We start from the raw sequence: 17,635 nt of genomic DNA, 5'->3' as shown, positions 1-17,635 counted from the left end.
GCCAAGAGTGCCTTCACCTCCAAGAAAGGAGAGTGGATGTTTTCCTATATCCTTCGGCGAATCCTGCAGCTGATCCCCGTGTTCATCGGGTCGACGCTGCTCATCTACGCGATGGTGTTCGCGATGCCGGGAGACCCGATCGCGGCGCTGTTCGGTGACAAGCCGCCGGCCCCTGCCCTGCTCGAGGCGATCCGGGCCCAGTACCACCTGGATCAGCCGTTCTTCGTGCAGTACTTCTATTACATGAAGGGCCTGCTCACCGGCGACATGGGCACCACCTTCTCCGGGCAGTCCGTCAACGACGTCCTCGCCCGCACACTGCCCGTCACCGCTCGCCTCGCCGTCATGGCGATCGCCATCGAGTTCGTCTTGTCGATCATCATCGGCACCATCTCGGCACTGCGCAAGGGCAAGATCACCGACAACGTCAACCTGGTCATCTCGCTGATCTTCCTCTCGATGCCCATCTTCGTGATGTGCTTCATCGCGCAGTACTTCCTGGCCATCAAACTGGGCTGGTTCCGGCCCACGGTGGGCGCGCAGAACGACTGGGGCGACCTGTGGCTGCCGGCAATCGTGCTCGGCCTCAGCCTGTACGCCACCAGCATGCGTCTCATGCGTGGCACCGTGATCGAGACGCTGAACCAGGACTGGGTTCGCACGGCATACAGTAAGGGCCTCCCGGGCTATCGGGTACTGCCCGTCCATGTTCTGCGCAATTCCCTGATCCCCGTGATCACCAACTCGGCGACGAACTTCGGCGTGCTGCTCGTCGGCGCGACGGTCACCGAAGCCATCTTCAACATCCCAGGCGTCGGCAATGTCCTGTTCCACGCGACCCTCCAGCACGAGGGACCGACGATCGTGTCGTTCGTCACGATCTTCGTCATCATCTACGTGCTCGTGAACCTCGTGGTGGACCTGTTGTACGGCCTTCTCGACCCGAGGATCCGCTATGTCTGAACCGAACTCCTCGCGCTACGTCGCTCCGATTCCCGAGGAGCAGCCCGTCACCGACGCCGTTCGAGTGCAGGGGAAGCCATCCAGCCTTTGGCGCGACGCCTGGTACGACCTGCGGCGCCGCCCGATGTTCTGGATCTCGATCGCCATCGTGCTCGTCATCCTGCTGATGGCGGTGTGGCCCACGCTCTTCACGCAGGTCTCGCCGACCCGCTGTGATCTGTCGAACCAGAATCTCGGGCCAGAGGCGGGACATCCTCTTGGGTACACCTTCCTGGGCTGCGACATCTACTCCCGCATCGTCTGGGGCGCGCGCACATCGTTGAGTGTCGGTCTACTTTCCGCACTCATCGGTGCTCTCATCGGGCTCGTCATGGGCGCATTCGCCGGCTACTACGGGGGATGGCTCGACTCGCTGCTGTCGCGCATCGGCGACATCTTCTTCTCGATCCCCTACATCCTCGCGGCCGTCGTCGTGATGACCGTGCTCTCGGAATACCGCAACGTCTTCACGCTCTCGTTCGCGATCGGCGGGTTCGCCTGGGCGGCCACCGCCCGCGTCGTGCGCGCAGAGGTGCTGAGAATCCGGCAGTCCGAGTTCATCACCGCATCGCGCGCGCTGGGACGCGGGAAGTTCTCCACGCTGCTGTATCACGTCCTGCCGAATTCGATCGCGCCGCTGCTGGTGCTGGCGACGCTCTCGATGGCCGCAGGCATCGTGGCGGAGGCGACCCTGACATTCCTCGGCGTCGGTCTTCCCGACGACGTGATGTCGTGGGGACGTGAGATCAGCAACGCTCAGCGGAACCTGCGCATCGCACCGGAGTCGCTGCTCTACCCGTCCATTGCGCTCACCATCACGGTGCTCGCGTTCATCATGCTCGGCGAGCTCGTGCGAGACGCCATGGATCCGAGGGCGAGGGCCACCCGATGAGCTTCACAGCGAACACGGACGACGGGCCGCTGCTCAGCATTCGCGACCTCAAGGTCGCGTTCCGCGGGCAGGACGGCGAGCGCGAGGTGCTGCACGGCGTCAGTTTCGACATCTTCCCCGGCGAGACCGTGGCGATCGTGGGTGAGTCCGGTTCAGGCAAGTCCACGACCGCGGCCGCGATCGTCGACCTGCTCCCCGGCACCGGCAAGGTGACCGGCGGGTCGATCACGATGGACGGGCGCGAGCTCACGAATCTCGGCCGCCGGTCCATGGAGGAGATCCGCGGGCGCGACATCGGCTTCGTCCCCCAGGACCCGATGTCGAACCTGAACCCGGTGTGGAGCATCGGCTTCCAGGTGAAGGAGGCGATCCGCGCCAACGGACTGTCCCGGAACCGGACCGACACCAAGGCGCGTGCGATCGAGGTACTCAAGCAGGCCGGGCTCGCAGACGCCGAGCGCCGTCTGCACCAGTATCCGCACCAGTTCTCCGGCGGCATGCGGCAGCGTGCGCTGATCGGCATCGGCCTCGCGGCCGACCCGAAGCTGCTCATCGCGGACGAGCCGACCTCGGCACTGGATGTCACGGTGCAGCGCGTGATCCTCGATCACATGGCCTCGCTGACCCGCGACCGTGGCACCTCGGTGCTGCTCATCACGCACGACCTCGGGCTCGCCGCCGAGCGGGCGTCGAAGATCATCGTGATGAACCAGGGCGAGATCGTGGAGTCCGGTCCCAGCCGCGAGATCCTCGAGGATCCGCAGCATCCGTACACCAAGCGGCTGGTCGCTGCGGCGCCGAGCGTGGCGTCGCAGCGCATCCAGGCCGAGGTCGAGGACCGCGGGTTGGAGCATGCGGAAGAACTGACCGGCGCCACCATGGTCAAGGTGGAGGGGCTCACGAAGGACTTCAAGATCCGGCAGGGCAACTTCCGCAGCGAGCTGTTCCGGGCGGTCGACGACATCAGCTTCGAGATCCCTCGCGGCAAGACGCTGGCGCTGGTGGGCGAATCCGGTTCGGGCAAGACCACCGTCGCGCGGATGGTGCTCCAGCTGGAGACACCGACCTCGGGCCTGATCGAGGTCGGCGGTGAGGACGTGTCGCACCTGTCGAACGCGCAGGCGTTCCGTCTGCGGCGTCGCATGCAACCGGTGTTCCAGGACCCGTACGGATCGATGGACCCGCTGCGCAACATCGGCAACACGATCGCTGAGCCGCTGCACATCCACGGGGTGGGCGATCAGGCGTCGCGGCGCGAGCGGGTGCTGGAGCTGCTCGACCAGGTGGCACTGCCGCCCGAGCTCGCGACGCGCTATCCGAACGAGCTCTCCGGCGGACAGCGGCAGCGCGTGGCGATCGCCCGTGCGCTGGCGCTCAAGCCCGAGGTCGTCGTCCTCGACGAGGCCGTCTCGGCCCTCGACGTGCTGGTCCAGGCCCAGATCCTGCGCCTGCTGACCGAGCTGCAGACCGAGCTCGGCCTGACCTACCTGTTCATCACCCACGACCTCGCGGTGGTGCGTGTGTCCAGCGACCTGGTGTGCGTCATGGAGAAGGGCAAGCTGGTCGAGCAGGGCACGGTCGACGAGATCTTCGCCAACCCCCAGCAGGAGTACACGGATCGCCTGCTGCAGGCGATCCCCGGAGCCTCGATCCCGCTCGGCGGTGCCGGGGCGTGACCGATTCCGAATCGCCGGTCGGCGTGCGCACGTTCCGCACGCCGACCGGCATCGTCGCGTTCTTCGTCGCCGCGGTGCTCGTGCTGTTCCTTCTGGGTGACGCCGTGATCCGCGGCAGCTGGTCGCTGATGCTGCTGATCGCCCCGTGGCCGCTGCTGGCGCTGTGGGTGATCTACGAGGCCTCGGCGGCTTCGTCCGTGCGCGTCGACGACGCCGGTGTCACGGTGCAGAACATGCTGCGTCGTACCTCGTTCGGGTGGAAGCGCCTGCGCAAGGCCGACTTCCGCTGGCAGTTGGAGTTCCTGCTCGACGACGACTCGAAGGTCACCGCGATGGGCGGCCCCGCGCACTCCCGCGCGCGCCGGCAGACCGAGCGCGAGCGCGAGGTCGAGGGCGTGAAGGTTCCGGCCGGCGTGCGCGCGTTGGCGGAGATCCAGGAGCGGCAGTCGAAGGCGGATGCCGCGGCGGACGCCCCGATCAGGCGCACGTGGGACTGGCCGGCCGTGATCGCCTTCGTGGTGATCGCGGTCTGGGCCGTCATCGCCGTGCTCCTCACCCGCTGACCCGGCGTAGCATCGGCACGTGACCGCGGCCCCAACGACTCCTGAGCGCCCTTCGTCTCGTCGCTGCACTCCTCGCTCAGGAGCCGCGCATGAGCTCTGACGAAGGACGCGCCCGCCTGTGGTGGGAGATCGCGATCGTGCTGGCGCTCGGCCTCGGGCAGTCGGCGATCTACTCGATCGTGCAGCTGGTCTATCGGCTGACCGACTCCGTGCCGCTGGCCGATCAGACAGCGACCCTCAACCCGTCGCGCAGCGACCGCGAAGCGTTCGACTTCATCTACCAGGTGCTGAGTCTCGGCTTCGCGATCGTGCCGGTGCTGCTGGTGTGCTTCCTGCTCTGGCAGGACCGCCGCCCGCACCTGGGCAGGCTGGGGCTGGACGGCACACGGGTCGCAGGCGACACCGGTCGCGGCATCCTGCTGGTGCTCGCGATCGGCATCCCCGGCATAGGGCTGTACCTCGCGGGCCGAGCTTTCGGACTCTTCGTCGCCGTCGACCCCGGCGGCCTGTCGGCGCACTGGTGGACGGTGCCGATCCTGCTGCTCTCGGCGGCGCGCGCCTCGATCCAGGAGGAGTTCGTGGTGCTCGGCTACCTGTTCACCCGGCTGCGGCAGTTGGGCTGGGGCACCTGGTCGATCATCATCGCCACCAGCATCCTGCGCGCCAGCTATCACCTCTATCAGGGGCCGGGGGCGTTCGTCGGCAACCTCGCCATGGGCCTGCTGTTCGGATGGCTGTTCTCGCGCTCCGGCAGGCTGCTGCCGTTCCTCGTGGCGCACTTCCTCATCGACGCGACGGCCTTCGTCGGGTACCCCTGGGCGGCCGCGACATGGCCCGCTCTGTTCGGGCTGCCGGGGTGACACGCCCGGATTCGGGAGCCACTCAGCGGCGTTTGCTATCCTGGAACGTCGGTTTCCCGGCGCTTCTCCCACCTGTTTAGGACACCTTCATGGCGCATGCCCTTCGCCCGGACCTCCGTAACGTCGCAATCGTCGCTCACGTCGACCACGGCAAGACCACGCTCGTCGACGCGATGCTCCGTCAGACCGGCTCCTTCGGCGAGCACGCGCACGTCGAAGAGCGCGCGATGGATTCGAACGATCTCGAGCGTGAGAAGGGCATCACGATCCTCGCCAAGAACACGGCGATCACGTACAACGGTGCCCACACCGACGTTCCGGTGACGATCAACGTCGTCGACACCCCGGGCCACGCCGACTTCGGTGGAGAGGTCGAGCGCGCGCTGTCGATGGTCGACGGCGTGGTGCTGCTGGTCGATGCCAGCGAGGGGCCGCTGCCGCAGACCCGCTTCGTGCTGCGCAAGGCGCTCGAGGCGAAGCTGCCCGTCATCCTGCTGGTGAACAAGACCGACCGCCCCGACGCCCGCATCGCGGAGGTCGAGGAGGAGGCGCACGATCTGCTGCTGGGTCTGGCATCAGACCTCGTCGACGACGTCCCTGATCTGGACGTCGACGCCCTGCTCGACGTGCCTGTGGTGTACGCGTCCGGCCGCGCCGGCGCGGCTTCCGCCAATCGCCCCGAGAACGGCACCCTGCCCGACAACGACGACCTCGAGCCGCTGTTCGCTGCGATCCTCGAGCACGTCCCGGCCCCGACCTACGACGACGAGGCGCCCCTGCAGGCCTGGGTCACCAACCTCGACTCCAGCCCGTTCCTCGGCCGCCTCGCGCTGCTGCGCATCTTCAACGGCACGCTGAAGAAGGGCCAGACGGTCGCCTGGGTGCGCCACGACGGCTCGCACGCGAACGCTCGTGTCACCGAGCTGCTGATGACCAAGGCGCTCGACCGGTACCCCGCCGAGTCCGCCGGCCCCGGCGACATCGTCGCCATCGCGGGCTTCGACGACATCACCATCGGCGAGACCATCGCCGACCCGGAGGACGTGCGTCCGCTGCCGGCCATCCACGTCGACGACCCCGCCATCTCGATGACCATCGGCACGAACACCTCGCCGCTAGTGGGCAAGGTCAAGGGCCACAAGCTCACCGCGCGCATGGTGAAGGACCGCCTCGACCGCGAGCTGATCGGCAACGTGTCGCTCAAGGTGGTCGACGTGGGTCGCCCGGACGCCTGGGAGGTGCAGGGCCGCGGTGAGCTGGCGCTGGCCATCCTGGTCGAGAACATGCGCCGCGAGGGCTTCGAGCTGACCGTCGGCAAGCCGCAGGTGGTCACGCGTCGCAACGAGCACGGCAAGGTCACCGAGCCCTTCGAGCACCTCACCATCGACGCCCCCGAGGAGTACCTCGGCGCGATCACTCAGCTGCTGGCTGCCCGCAAGGGTCGCATGGAGGGCATGAGCAACCACGGCACCGGCTGGGTGCGCATGGAGTTCGTCGTGCCCTCGCGCGGCCTGATCGGCTTCCGCACCGAATTCATGTCCGTCACCCGCGGCACCGGCATCGCCAACGCGATCTCGCACGGCTACGACGAGTGGGCCGGACAGATCGTGGCACGCGCATCCGGCTCGATCGTGGCCGACCGCGCCGGCGTCGTGACGCCGTTCGCGATGATGGCCCTGCAGGAGCGCATGAGCTTCTTCGTGAACCCGACCGAAGAGGTCTACGAAGGCATGGTGGTCGGCGAGAACACGCGCGCCGACGACATGGACGTGAACATCACCAAGGAGAAGAAGCTCACCAACATGCGCTCCTCCACGGCGGACGAGCTGGAGCGGCTCACCCCGCCCCGTCAGCTCTCGCTCGAGGAGAGCCTGGAGTTCGCCCGCGAGGACGAATGCGTCGAGGTCACGCCCGAGAAGGTGCGCATCCGCAAGGTCACTCTGGACCAGACGATCCGCGCCCGCGAGACCGCGCGTCTGAAGCGCCAGGACGCGAACGCCTGACCCGTTCGACACAGAAGAGCCCCGGTTTCCGACCGGGGCTTTTCTGTGTATCCAGGGAGAATTCGGGACGATCTCGGACGGCCGAGGTCCAATAATCACGATCTCATAACACACTTTCCCGATAGCTTGACGCCGCGATTCACCGGAATCAGCCAAGGTCCGTCCAGGTTGGCATACCAAAGTCGATAGCCGTGCCCGGGATACCGCTCCCGATGAGCAGCCCTGTGCGGGGTCCGGGCCGACGACGACCCGAAAGTCGACACCCTCATGCTTGACACCCCTACTACCCGTGCGTCCCGACGCGCCGCCACGATGGCGCGCGCACACGCCGACGTCACCAGCCGGCAGCCGGTCGCCATCGGCATCGCGGCCGCCGCGATCCTGACCATCGCGGTCACGGCGGGCACCGCCTCGATGGCATCGGCCGCGGAGAACACCGACGCGCACCCTGCCACCATCGCGACGTTCGCCGCCGTTGCTCCGAACGCCACGGCCTCCGCAGCCACGAAGGGCTCCTCGGTCAAGACCGAGGCCGTCAGCACCCTGCGTGACGCGCAGGGCGCGCTGCGCGACGCACAGGCTGCGACCCTCGAGGTCGCCACGGTCGGTCTCCCGCTCGACCCGAAGGGAACGACGGCTGTCGACACCAGCGAGCTCGCTGCCGGCATCACCACGCTCGCCACCACCCGCGGCGACTCGGGAATGCGCATCGTGCTCGGCACCAAGGGCGTCGCCGACGAGACGGCGGAGACGGTCGAGCAGACGGCCGAGCTGCGTCAGTCGCTCGAGGCGGCCAAGCAGAAGAAGGCGGCGGCGGACGCCGCAGCCAAGAAGGCCGCCGAGGCGAAGAAGCGTGCTGCCGCAGCCGCGGCCGCGCTGGTTCGCAACAACACCCCCGAGGGCGCGAAGGCCACGGCCCGCGCGATGATGTCCAGCCGCTACGGCTGGGGCGGCGACCAGTTCTCCTGCCTCGCGTCACTGTGGACCAAGGAGTCCGGCTGGAACTACAAGGCGTACAACAACAGTGGCGGCGCCACCGGCATCCCGCAGGCGCTGCCCGGCAGCAAGATGGCGGCGGCCGGCAGCGACTGGCGCACCAACGCGGCCACGCAGATCTCGTGGGGCCTGGACTACATCAAGCGTGCGTACGGCACGCCGTGCAGCGCGTGGGGTCACTCCCAGGCGATGAACTGGTACTGATACTCAGACAGTCCCGCGCAGTCCTGCTCACCGAAGTTCGGAGAGCAGGACTGCGCTGGTTCCGGGCTCGAGCGCTTCGAAGATGTGCGCGGCATCGCCCGGGTAGGAGATGTAGTCGCCGGGATGCAGCAGCTCCGCGGCATCCGCTGGGCCCAGTCGCGCTGAACCGCTCAGCAGCACCACATGCTCGGTCGTTCCGAGGTGATGGGGGAGCGAGCGCCGCGGTTCGCCGGGCTCGGCCTGGATGATGTAGATGTCGCGGCGCGCACCCGGAGGGCAGGCGGACAGGAGCGTGGCGACATAGGGCGCCGCGGCCGACGGGATGCCGGCGTGCTCGTCGGCGCGGATCAGCCGCGGCGCGGTGGTGCGCTCCTCGACCAGTGTCGCGAAGGGGATCCCGAGCGCATCGCCGAGCGCCCACAGCGTCTCGACGCTGGGGTTTCCCGCGCCGCTCTCGAGCTGCGAGACCGTCGCCTTCGAGACGCCGGCGCGCCTGGCCAGCTCGGACACCGAGATGCCGGATGCCTCGCGCTCACGGCGCAGGGCCCGGGCGATGCGTTCGCGGAGATCGTCCATGCGTTCAGTATGGCAAACGATCGTTCGACTTGACGATCGATCTGCGCGCGTTCAGAATGTTGTCCATGCGTTCGACAGATCGAACACCTGTGCGTGAGGGCTCCGCGGTGGTGTGGCGGGAAGCGCTGGGCGTCGCGATCGCGACGAGTGCGTACGGCATCTCCTTCGGCGCGCTCGCCGTGGCCGCAGGCCTCGATGTCTGGCAGACCTGCGTGCTGAGCCTGGTGATGTTCACCGGCGGCTCGCAGTTCGCCTTCATCGGCGTCTTCGCGTCCGGGGGAGTGGCGGCGCTGCCCGCGGCGATCGCCTCGGCCGGCCTGCTCGGGGTGCGCAACGTCGCCTACGGCATGCGGATGTCGCCGATCATCGGCACCGGACTCCGCCGCCGGGCCGCCGCCGCGCAGTTCACGATCGACGAGTCCACCGCGGTGGCGATCTCGCAGGACGATCCGCGGCTCGCCCGGCTCGGGTTCTGGGTGACGGGCCTGGGTATCTACCTGGGGTGGAACGTGACGACGCTGGTCGGGGCGCTGCTCGGGGACGTGCTCGGCGATCCCAGGGCCTGGGGGCTGGACGCCGCGGCTGCGGCCGCCTTCCTCGCGCTGCTCTGGCCACGACTCAAGCAGCGGCAGGCGATCGTCGTCGGCGTCGCCGCCGCTGTGGTCGCCGCCGCACTCACCCCGGTGCTGATGCCGGGGCTGCCTGTTCTCGTCGCCGCCGTCGTGGCGATCGTCGTGGGCTGGTTCAACTGGCTGGGCCGCGATCAGATGCCGGCGAAGGAGGCGGTCTCGTGAGCGTCTGGAGTGCGGTGCTGCTCGCCGCCTGCATCTGCGTCGCTCTGAAGGCGTTCGGCTACCTCATCCCGGCGAAGGTGATGGAGGCGCCCCGCCCCGCGCGCATCACCGACCTGCTCACCGTCGCGCTGCTCGCCGCGCTCGTCGCCGTGCAGACGGTCGGCAGCGGGCAGGGGATCGTCGTCGACGCGCGGCTTCCGGCGGTCCTCGTCGCGGCCGGCCTGCTCTGGCTGCGGCAGTCGTTCCTCGTCGTCGTGGTCGCCGCCGCGATCGTCGCGGCGGTGCTGCGGATGCTGGGCTGGGCCGCATAGCCGGGCGGGCTAGGCTTTCCCCGTGCCTCACTGGATCTCCCGCGGCCTCTCCTGGATCGCCGCTGCCGTCGCCGGCGCGGTGTACGGCACCGCCGCGACCATCGCCCACAGCTTCACGTGGGGTCCGATCCCGGTGGGCATGCTCCTCGGCGCTGTCGCCTGCGGGGCCCTGCTGATCGCCCTTCGCGCGCTGACGCATGATCGCTGGGCGGCACTCGCCGCCGGAATCGGAATGCTGGTGCTGATCTTCGTGATCTCGCAGCGCGGACCGGGCGGGTCGGTCATCGTGCCGAACACCCCGCTCGGCCAGATCTGGATCTTCGTGGTCGCCGCGATCGTCCTGATGGTCGTCGCGTTCCCCGATCTGTCCAGGCTGCGGGCGACCGCGAAGCGACCCGAGGCGACGGTCGATCAGCCGTAGACTGGGTGGGTGACCTATGTGATCGCCCTGCCCTGTGTCGACGTGAAGGATCGCGCCTGCGTCGACGAATGCCCCGTCGATTGCATCTACGAGGGCGAGCGCTCGCTGTACATCCACCCCGACGAGTGCGTGGACTGCGGTGCGTGCGAGCCGGTGTGCCCCGTCGAGGCGATCTACTACGAGGACGACCTCCCCGAGGAGTGGGCCGACTACTACAAGGCCAACGTCGAGTTCTTCGACGAGATCGGGTCTCCGGGCGGCGCCGCCAAGGTCGGCGTCATCCACCACGACCACCCGGTCGTCGCCGTGCTTCCGCCCCAGGGGGAGTGACCGGTGTCGGTCCGCGATCTCGCCGACTACCCGTGGGACGCGGTCGTCCCGTTCCGTGAGCGTGCCGCGCAGCATCCGGACGGAATCGTCGACCTGTCGATCGGCTCGCCGGTCGACCCGACGCCCGAGGTCGTGCGGCGCGCACTCGCCGAGGCGACGGATGCGCATGCCTACCCGCAGACGGTCGGCACGCCGGCGCTGCGCGAGGCGATCGTGGACTGGTACGCGCGTCGCCGCGGGGTGCCCGATCTCACGGCCTCCAACGTGCTGCCCACGATCGGCTCCAAGGAGTTCGTCGCTCTGCTGCCGACGCTGCTCGGCCTCGGCGCCGGCGACATCGTCGTGCATCCGCGCGTCGCGTACCCGACCTACGAGGTGGGAGCCCGCGTCGCGGGCGCGACTGCGCTGCCTGCCGATGATCCGGCCGAGTGGCCGGAGGGAACCCGGCTGATCTGGATCAACACCCCGGGCAACCCCGACGGGCGCACCTGGACGATCGACGAGCTCGCCGCGGCCGTCGCCCGCGCGCGCGAGCTCGGCGCGATCCTGGCCAGCGACGAGTGCTACGCCGAACTCGGCTGGGACGGGCCCTGGGCCGCAGAACCCGTGCCCTCCGTGCTCGATCCGCGCGTCACCGGAGGCACGCGGGCGGGCCTGCTGAGCGTGTACTCGCTCAGCAAGCAGTCGAACCTCGCCGGCTACCGAGCGGCGTTCGTGGCAGGATGCCGCGCTGTCATCGCCGACCTGCTCACCGCCCGCAAGCATCTGGGGCTCATGCCGCCCCAGCCGGTGCAGCACGCGATGGCGGTGGCGCTCGGCGACGATGCGCACGTCGCAGAGCAGAAGGAACTGTACCGCGCGCGGCGCGACGTGCTGCTCCCCGCGCTGCAGCAGGCGGGCTTCCGCATCGACGGCTCCGAAGCCGGGCTCTACCTGTGGGTGACCGAGGGTCGCGACGCCTGGGAGTCGATGGCCAGGCTGGCCGATCTCGGCATCCTCGCCGGACCCGGTCCGTTCTACGGCGGGTTCTCCGGCGACCACGTACGTCTCTCGCTCACCGCGCCGCTGGAGCGGATCGAGGCGGGGGCTGCACGTCTGCGTGCGGCCGCACTGTAGGTTCCCTCTGGCGGATCCTGCAGTACCTTGGCGGATGTCACAGTTGGCTCCTCGCCGGACTAGGCTGTAAAAGCCATACGGTCGCCCCCAGGCCCGTGGTACGCGCCGAACAGGCGCATCAAGACTTTTTCGTCCGCACGCGACTTCGATTCAGCAGGAGGTTTGGCGTGAGCACAGCTCTGCCGGAGAAGGCGACTCTCACCGTCGGCGACAAGACCGCCGAGTTCCCCGTACTTCAGCCCACCTCGGGTGTGGGGAGCATCGACTTCTCGACTCTGACCCGCCAGACCGGACTCACCGGCTTGGACTACGGCTTCGTGAACACGGCCTCCGCGAAGTCCGCGATCACCTACATCGACGGTGACAAGGGCATCCTGCGCTACCGCGGGTACCCGATCGAGCAGATCGCCAAGAACTGCACCTACCTCGAGGTGGCGTGGCTGCTGATCTACGGCGAGCTGCCGACGGCGGACGAACTGGCCGGCTTCGATGAGCAGATCCGCAAGCACACACTGCTGCACGAGGATCTGAAGCACTTCTTCTCGGCGCTGCCCGACAATGCGCACCCGATGGCCGTGCTGTCGTCGGCGGTGGCCGCGCTGTCGACCTACTATCAGGACGCGTCCGATCCGAACAATCCCGAGCACGTGGAGCTGAACCAGATCCGCATGCTCGCCAAGCTGCCGGTCATCGCCGCCTACGCGCACAAGAAGAGCGTCGGCCAGGCCTTCCTCTACCCCGACAACTCGCTCAGCTTCGTGGACAACTTCCTGAAGCTCAACTTCGGCGTCATGAGCGAGGAGTACGAGGTCAACCCGGTCATGTCGAAGGCCCTCGAGCTGCTGTTGATCCTGCACGAGGACCACGAGCAGAACGCCTCGACGTCGACGGTCCGCCTGGTCGGCTCCACCGGCGCCAACCAGTTCGCCTCGGTCTCCGCCGGCATCCAGGCGCTGTCGGGCCCGCTGCACGGCGGTGCGAACGAGGCAGTGCTGACGATGCTCGGTCAGATCCGCGAGTCGGGTCAGAGCGTTCAGCGCTTCGTCGAGCGCGTGAAGAACAAGGAGCAGGGCGTGAAGCTGATGGGCTTCGGGCACCGGGTCTACAAGAACTACGACCCGCGCGCCAAGCTCGTCAAGGCGGCCGCGGACGAGGTTCTCGCCTCGCTCGGCGTCAGCGACCCGCTGCTCGACCTGGCGAAGGAGCTCGAGGAGATCGCTCTCGCCGACGAGTACTTCCAGGAGCGCCGCCTGTACCCGAACGTCGACTTCTACACCGGCGTGATCTACAAGGCGATGGGCTTCCCGACCCGCATGTTCACCGTGCTGTTCGCGATCGGCCGGCTTCCCGGCTGGCTCGCGCAGTGGCGCGAGCTGCAGCTCGACCCGCAGACCAAGATCGGCCGTCCTCAGCAGCTTTACGTCGGCGCCCAGGAGCGCTCGTACCCTGGCATATGATCCGGTCGCACGGAAACGGCCCCTGCATCCGCTCTTCGGATGCCGGGGCCGTTCCGCTTCGTCAGGCGGCGTCCGCGAGCACCTGCTGCGTTCCCGTGGAGAGCTGCACCGGGGTGGCGGTGCGGCGCGCCGCGGGAACGATCGCGACGATCAACGCGGCGACGACGGCGACCACAGCGATGGTGATCCAGGCGACGTCATAGCCGCGCTCGAGAGGTTGACCTGCCGGGTCGAGCGCACTGAACACGATCGCCGTCATCAGGGCGGAGCCGATCGCGGAGCCGATCGAGCGGAGGTTGGCGTTCACGCCGGTGGCGATTCCGACGTTCGCCGCGGGTACGCCCTCGACGATGATGCTGGCCATCGCCGCGTACGCGGCACCCACGCCGATGCCGAACAGGCCCCCGGCGATGGCGAGCTGCCAGACCGCCGAATGGAACAGCACAGCGCCGATTACGGTGGCACCCATCAGCAGGCCGCCGAGCACCAGCTGGGCGCGGAGCGTGAGCACGCGGGTGAGCGCGCCGGTGGCGAAGCCGGCGACGGACATGCCGATCAGCAACGGCACGAGCACGAGCCCCGCGGTCTGCACGGTGAGCCCGAGCGCCCAGCCGGTGTCGGCCGGCACCTCGAGGAACAGCGGCAGGTAGCCCCAGAAGCCGAACACGGCCACGCCGATGAGCAGTCCGGCCGCGTTCACCGGCCAGATCGCGCGGTGCGCGAGCATCCGGATGTCGACCAGAGGGTCGGCGGAGCGCAGCTCGGAGAACACCCAGGCGGCCAGCAGCACGGCGGCGAGGGCGAACAGGCCGAGCGTCGTTGCGCTCGTCCAGCCCCAGCGCGCGCCAGAGGCGAGCGGCAACAGCAGGGCGACCAGCCAGCCGGACAGCAGCACGGCGGAGAGCGTGTTGAGGCGCCCGTGTGCGCGCATGTCGGAGCGCGGGATCCAGGCGACCGTCAGCAGGGCGCCGATCGCTCCGGCGACGAGGGCCACCTCGAAGAGTCCGCGCCAGCCGATCGCGGCCGACAGCGGGCCGGCGAGCACGCTGCCCGCCGCGCCGCCGATGCCGATGAGTGCGCTGACGGAGCCGATCGCGGCGGTGAGCCGCTCGGGCGGCATGAACTCGCGCAGCAGTGCGAAGGCGAGCGGGAACACTGCACCTCCGGCTCCCTGCAGGACGCGGCCGAGGATGAGGACGCCCAGGCTCGGGGCCAGGGCGGCGACGAGGTCGCCGAGCATGACGACGGCGAGCACGGCGAGAAGCGTCGCCCGACGGCCGCGCAGATCGCCGACGCGCCCGAGCAGGGGAGTGGCGACGGCGGCGGCGATGAGCCAGGCCGTCATGGTCCAGGTGGCGGCGTCCGAGCTGACTCGCAGGTCGGATTCGAGCATCGGGATGACGGGAATGACGAGGTTCTGGAGGAGGGCGATCGAGGCGACGCTCACGGCGACGGCCGCATACGCGCGGGTGGTGGTCGAGCGGATGGTCATGGGTCCTTCCGATCTTGCGAAGAGGAGAGGTAGAATCGGAGAGTGGCTCCGAGTGGAGGAGCCCTCCGTTTAGAAGTTAGCGGAGGAAGCCTCCGGTTCGCAACCACTTCGACGAACTTTTTCGAGACCGCCTTTCCGGCACCTGGAGGACAGCATGACGACGGTCGCACCGGCAGCCGTTCTTCTCGAGGAGCGCAGGCCGAAGCGCGCCGATGCGGCGCGGAACTTCGACGCCCTCGTCGCGGCGGGGCGTCAGGCCTTCGCCGAAGACGGCTCCGACGCCTCGCTCGAGGACATCGCGCGGCGTGCAGGGGTGGGCATCGGCACGCTCTATCGCAACTTCCCGACCCGTGACGACCTCATCGAGACGCTGTACCTCGGCGAGGTCGACGCCCTCGCCGCATCCGCTCGTGAGGTGTCCTCGCTGGAGCCGTGGGAGGCGCTGCGCGCCTGGCTCGACCACTTCATCGTCTATGTCGGCACCAAGCACGCACTGCTCGACGGGCTGAACCGTGAGTCGTCCGTGCTGACCCAGTGCCGCTACATCATGCTCGAGGCGGGGGAGCCGCTGCTCACCCGTGCCCAGCAGGCGGGCGAGGTCGACCTGGGCGTCACCATCAGCGACGTCGTCAAACTGGTCTCCGGCGTCGCCGCGGTCGCCTCCTTCGAGGACGAGGCGCAGCGCGAGCGGGTCATCAATCTCGCCATCAACGCGATCCGCCGCTGACCGGTGCGATAGCATCCGGCTGTGGAATCAGCCTTCGTCATCTTCCCGGTCCTGATCGGCCTCGGCTTCGTGCTCTTCGGCCTGCTCTTCGTCGGGTTCATCGTGTTCCTGGTCATCGTGATCCGGCGCAACTGGAAGACCGCGAAAGACGCCGGCTACGACCCGCTCACCATGGAGACCCAGATGGCCGCCCAGGTGATGAACAGTGAATTGCTGCGCCCGGCCGCCGCGCCCGCACCAGCCGCGCTCGAGCAGCGGCTGGCTGAGCTCGACGACCTGCATCGCCGCGGGGTCATCACGGATGCGGAACACGTCGCCGCGCGAGCGAGCGCGCTGCAGGGCTGACGACGACGCCGCGCGGCCGCGGGCAGGGCTGAGGGATGGAAACGGCGGCTCCGAGGGCGTCCGAGCCGCCGTTTCCATCCTTGAGCGCTCGAAGCGCGATCAGTGCGTGCGGGGCGCGCCGGAGGCGCGCTGAGCACGGCGGTGCTGAGGGGCGCGGCGCGCGCCCTCGGACGCCGGAGCGCTCGACTGCGTGGTGTAGCGGGTCTGACCGCTCTGTCCGCGCGAGTGCGACCGCCCCGCGGCATCCTGACGCTGGCCGCCCTGGCGCTGACCCTCGCGGGCCTGACGCTCACCGGAACCCTGCGCCGAGCCGGAGCCGGAGCCGCGACCGCCGGAGCGACGACGACCGCCGCCGTTGCCCTGCGGCTGACCGCTCTGGCCGGCGGGCTTGGCCTTCTTCTGGCCGCCGCCCTGCTGCTGCTTCACGACAGGCACGTACTTGACCTTGGCGGCACGCTCGCCGACGAGCCCCTCGACGATCGCCGGGGTGACCGGCTCGAAGTCCGCGGTGATCTGCGCCTTGCGGAGCAGGTCCTTGGTGTCGCGGCGCTGCTCGGGCAGCACGACGGTGACCACGGTGCCCGCGGCACCGGCGCGCGCCGTGCGGCCGGAGCGGTGCAGGTACGCCTTGTGCTCCATCGGCGGGTCCACGTGCACGACCAGCTCGACGTTGTCGACGTGCACGCCGCGCGCGGCGACATCCGTCGCGACGAGCACGCGCACGCCGCCCTCGGCGGGATCTGCCGAGAAGGCCGCCAGGTTGCGCTCGCGCGCGTTCTGGCCGAGGTTGCCGTGCAGGTCCACAGCGGGGATGCCTGCGGCGGTCAGCACCTTGGCCAGCTTCTTGGCCTGGTGCTTGGTGCGGGTGAACAGGATGCGTCGCCCGGTGCCGGACGCGAGGTCCTGGACCAGCTGCTTCTTGGCCTCGGCGTCGGCCGAGAGCAGAACGCGGTGGGTCATCTCGCCGACGGGCACGCTTGCCTCGTCGACCTCGTGGCTGACGGCGTTGTGCAGGAAGCGCTTCGCGAGCACGTCGATGCCGCGGTCAAGCGTCGCGCTGAACAGCAGACGCTGACCGTCCTGCGGCGTCGCCGCGAGGATGCGGGTCACTCCGGGCAGGAAGCCGAGGTCGGCCATGTGGTCGGCCTCGTCGAGCACGGCGACCTCGACGGCGTCGAGCTTCACGACGCCCTGCTTCATGAGGTCCTCGAGGCGGCCGGGGCAGGCCACGACGATGTCGACGCCGGCGCGCAGCGCCTGCTCCTGCGGACGCTGGCTGACACCGCCGAAGATCGTGGTGACCTTCAGCCCTGCGGCCTTGGCCAGCGGAGTCACGGTCGCGGCGATCTGGGTCGCCAGCTCGCGAGTGGGGGCGAGCACGAGGCCGCGCGGGTGCCCGGGGCGGCTGCGCTGTGCAGCATCCGTCAGGCGTGCGACCAGCGGAAGGGCGAACGCGATCGTCTTGCCGCTGCCGGTGCGGCCGCGGCCGAGCAGGTCACGGCCGGCGAGGGAGTCGGGAAGCGTGTCGCGCTGGATGGCGAACGCCTCGGTCTTGCCGTCGGCGGCGAGCACGGCGGCGAGCGGCGCGGGCACGCCGAGGTCGAGGAAGGAAGGCATAGGGGTATCTCCGTGAAAGGGGCGCAGTTCGTTGCGCAGGTTGGGCGACGGCGCGGGATCGCGCATCGGTTCGCCGTTCGAGATGCCGACGCCGTTGGGGCGCGGGAGGATGTCGACGACGCAGACGACTCGCTGCAGAGCGAGGGGCGTCGGAACGATCCTAGCAGTGCGCGGCGTTCGAAGAGCTGGGAAGGGCCGGGCGGATGGAGAACGCACCTCGTGTGCAGATGGGTTTCGGCGCCGACGAGGGATC

At 68.9% G+C, this 17,635-nt stretch carries 18 protein-coding genes; 15 read left to right on the top strand and 3 right to left on the bottom strand.

Annotated features, from left to right (window positions below):
* Positions 1-36: 36 nt before the first annotated feature.
* The 7 genes from ACFVDO_RS05960 (at position 37) to ACFVDO_RS05930 (ending at position 8,196) form a co-directional block, all read left to right on the top strand.
* Positions 37-963, top strand: coding sequence for an ABC transporter permease (locus ACFVDO_RS05960; protein WP_378860109.1), 927 nt, complete (start codon positions 37-39; stop codon positions 961-963).
* Positions 956-1,894: an ABC transporter permease gene (locus ACFVDO_RS05955; RefSeq protein WP_378860110.1), complete on the top strand. Its 939-nt coding sequence runs from the start codon at positions 956-958 to the stop codon at positions 1,892-1,894. The genes ACFVDO_RS05960 and ACFVDO_RS05955 overlap by 8 nt, the downstream gene beginning before the upstream one ends.
* Positions 1,891-3,570 carry a dipeptide ABC transporter ATP-binding protein gene (locus ACFVDO_RS05950; RefSeq protein WP_378860111.1) on the top strand — a complete coding sequence of 560 codons (1,680 nt, stop codon included), beginning with the start codon at positions 1,891-1,893 and terminating at the stop codon, positions 3,568-3,570. Before ACFVDO_RS05955 ends, ACFVDO_RS05950 begins: the two co-directional genes overlap by 4 nt.
* The gene (locus ACFVDO_RS05945; RefSeq protein ID WP_378886841.1) at positions 3,567-4,133 is read left to right on the top strand and encodes a PH domain-containing protein; all 567 of its coding nucleotides are present in this window, start codon (positions 3,567-3,569) and stop codon (positions 4,131-4,133) included. Before ACFVDO_RS05950 ends, ACFVDO_RS05945 begins: the two co-directional genes overlap by 4 nt.
* An 89-nt stretch (positions 4,134-4,222) precedes the next feature.
* Positions 4,223-4,993, top strand: coding sequence for a CPBP family intramembrane glutamic endopeptidase (locus ACFVDO_RS05940; RefSeq protein ID WP_378857059.1), 771 nt, complete (start codon positions 4,223-4,225; stop codon positions 4,991-4,993).
* Between the two features lie 89 nt (positions 4,994-5,082).
* Positions 5,083-6,996: a translational GTPase TypA gene (gene typA / locus ACFVDO_RS05935; RefSeq protein WP_378857057.1), complete on the top strand. Its 1,914-nt coding sequence runs from the start codon at positions 5,083-5,085 to the stop codon at positions 6,994-6,996.
* Positions 6,997-7,308: 312 nt separating this feature from the next.
* Entirely contained in the window at positions 7,309-8,196 is an 888-nt protein-coding gene (locus tag ACFVDO_RS05930; protein ID WP_378886840.1) for a phospholipase, read from the top strand.
* 27 nt (positions 8,197-8,223) lie between these two features.
* Here the strand turns inward: ACFVDO_RS05930 and ACFVDO_RS05925 are convergent, their stop codons facing one another.
* On the bottom strand, positions 8,224-8,772 hold the full coding sequence (locus ACFVDO_RS05925; protein WP_378857053.1) for a helix-turn-helix domain-containing protein: 549 nt from the start codon (positions 8,770-8,772) through the stop codon (positions 8,224-8,226).
* Between the two features lie 65 nt (positions 8,773-8,837).
* Here ACFVDO_RS05925 and ACFVDO_RS05920 point away from each other — a divergent pair, with 65 nt between their 5' ends.
* The 6 genes from ACFVDO_RS05920 (at position 8,838) to ACFVDO_RS05895 (ending at position 13,201) form a co-directional block, all read left to right on the top strand.
* Positions 8,838-9,566, top strand: coding sequence for an AzlC family ABC transporter permease (locus tag ACFVDO_RS05920; RefSeq protein ID WP_378857051.1), 729 nt, complete (start codon positions 8,838-8,840; stop codon positions 9,564-9,566).
* On the top strand, positions 9,563-9,877 hold the full coding sequence (locus ACFVDO_RS05915) for an AzlD domain-containing protein (RefSeq protein ID WP_378857049.1): 315 nt from the start codon (positions 9,563-9,565) through the stop codon (positions 9,875-9,877). Before ACFVDO_RS05920 ends, ACFVDO_RS05915 begins: the two co-directional genes overlap by 4 nt.
* A 22-nt stretch (positions 9,878-9,899) precedes the next feature.
* Entirely contained in the window at positions 9,900-10,298 is a 399-nt protein-coding gene (locus tag ACFVDO_RS05910; protein ID WP_378857047.1) for a histidinol dehydrogenase, read from the top strand.
* Between the two features lie 9 nt (positions 10,299-10,307).
* Positions 10,308-10,628, top strand: coding sequence for a ferredoxin (gene fdxA, locus ACFVDO_RS05905; protein ID WP_378857045.1), 321 nt, complete (start codon positions 10,308-10,310; stop codon positions 10,626-10,628).
* Positions 10,629-10,631: 3 nt separating this feature from the next.
* On the top strand, positions 10,632-11,744 hold the full coding sequence (dapC, locus tag ACFVDO_RS05900) for a succinyldiaminopimelate transaminase (protein WP_378857043.1): 1,113 nt from the start codon (positions 10,632-10,634) through the stop codon (positions 11,742-11,744).
* 167 nt (positions 11,745-11,911) lie between these two features.
* Positions 11,912-13,201 carry a citrate synthase gene (locus ACFVDO_RS05895; protein WP_378857041.1) on the top strand — a complete coding sequence of 430 codons (1,290 nt, stop codon included), beginning with the start codon at positions 11,912-11,914 and terminating at the stop codon, positions 13,199-13,201.
* A gap of 61 nt (positions 13,202-13,262) precedes the next feature.
* Here the strand turns inward: ACFVDO_RS05895 and ACFVDO_RS05890 are convergent, their stop codons facing one another.
* Entirely contained in the window at positions 13,263-14,693 is a 1,431-nt protein-coding gene (locus ACFVDO_RS05890) for an MFS transporter (RefSeq protein WP_378857039.1), read from the bottom strand.
* A gap of 154 nt (positions 14,694-14,847) precedes the next feature.
* Between ACFVDO_RS05890 and ACFVDO_RS05885 the strand changes: the two genes are divergently transcribed.
* Complete coding sequence (locus tag ACFVDO_RS05885; protein ID WP_378857037.1) at positions 14,848-15,420, top strand: TetR/AcrR family transcriptional regulator; 573 nt, start codon at positions 14,848-14,850, stop codon at positions 15,418-15,420.
* A gap of 21 nt (positions 15,421-15,441) precedes the next feature.
* On the top strand, positions 15,442-15,765 hold the full coding sequence (locus ACFVDO_RS05880; protein ID WP_378857035.1) for an SHOCT domain-containing protein: 324 nt from the start codon (positions 15,442-15,444) through the stop codon (positions 15,763-15,765).
* A gap of 99 nt (positions 15,766-15,864) precedes the next feature.
* Here ACFVDO_RS05880 and ACFVDO_RS05875 read toward each other — a convergent pair whose 3' ends face one another.
* Positions 15,865-17,382 carry a DEAD/DEAH box helicase gene (locus ACFVDO_RS05875; protein WP_378857033.1) on the bottom strand — a complete coding sequence of 506 codons (1,518 nt, stop codon included), beginning with the start codon at positions 17,380-17,382 and terminating at the stop codon, positions 15,865-15,867.
* Between the last annotated feature and the right edge of the window lie 253 nt (positions 17,383-17,635).

This window comes from Microbacterium sp. NPDC057741 (genome assembly GCF_042798735.1).
Classification (GTDB): Bacteria; Actinomycetota; Actinomycetes; order Actinomycetales; family Microbacteriaceae; genus Microbacterium.
This window is presented reverse-complemented; position numbering and strand designations above follow the sequence as displayed.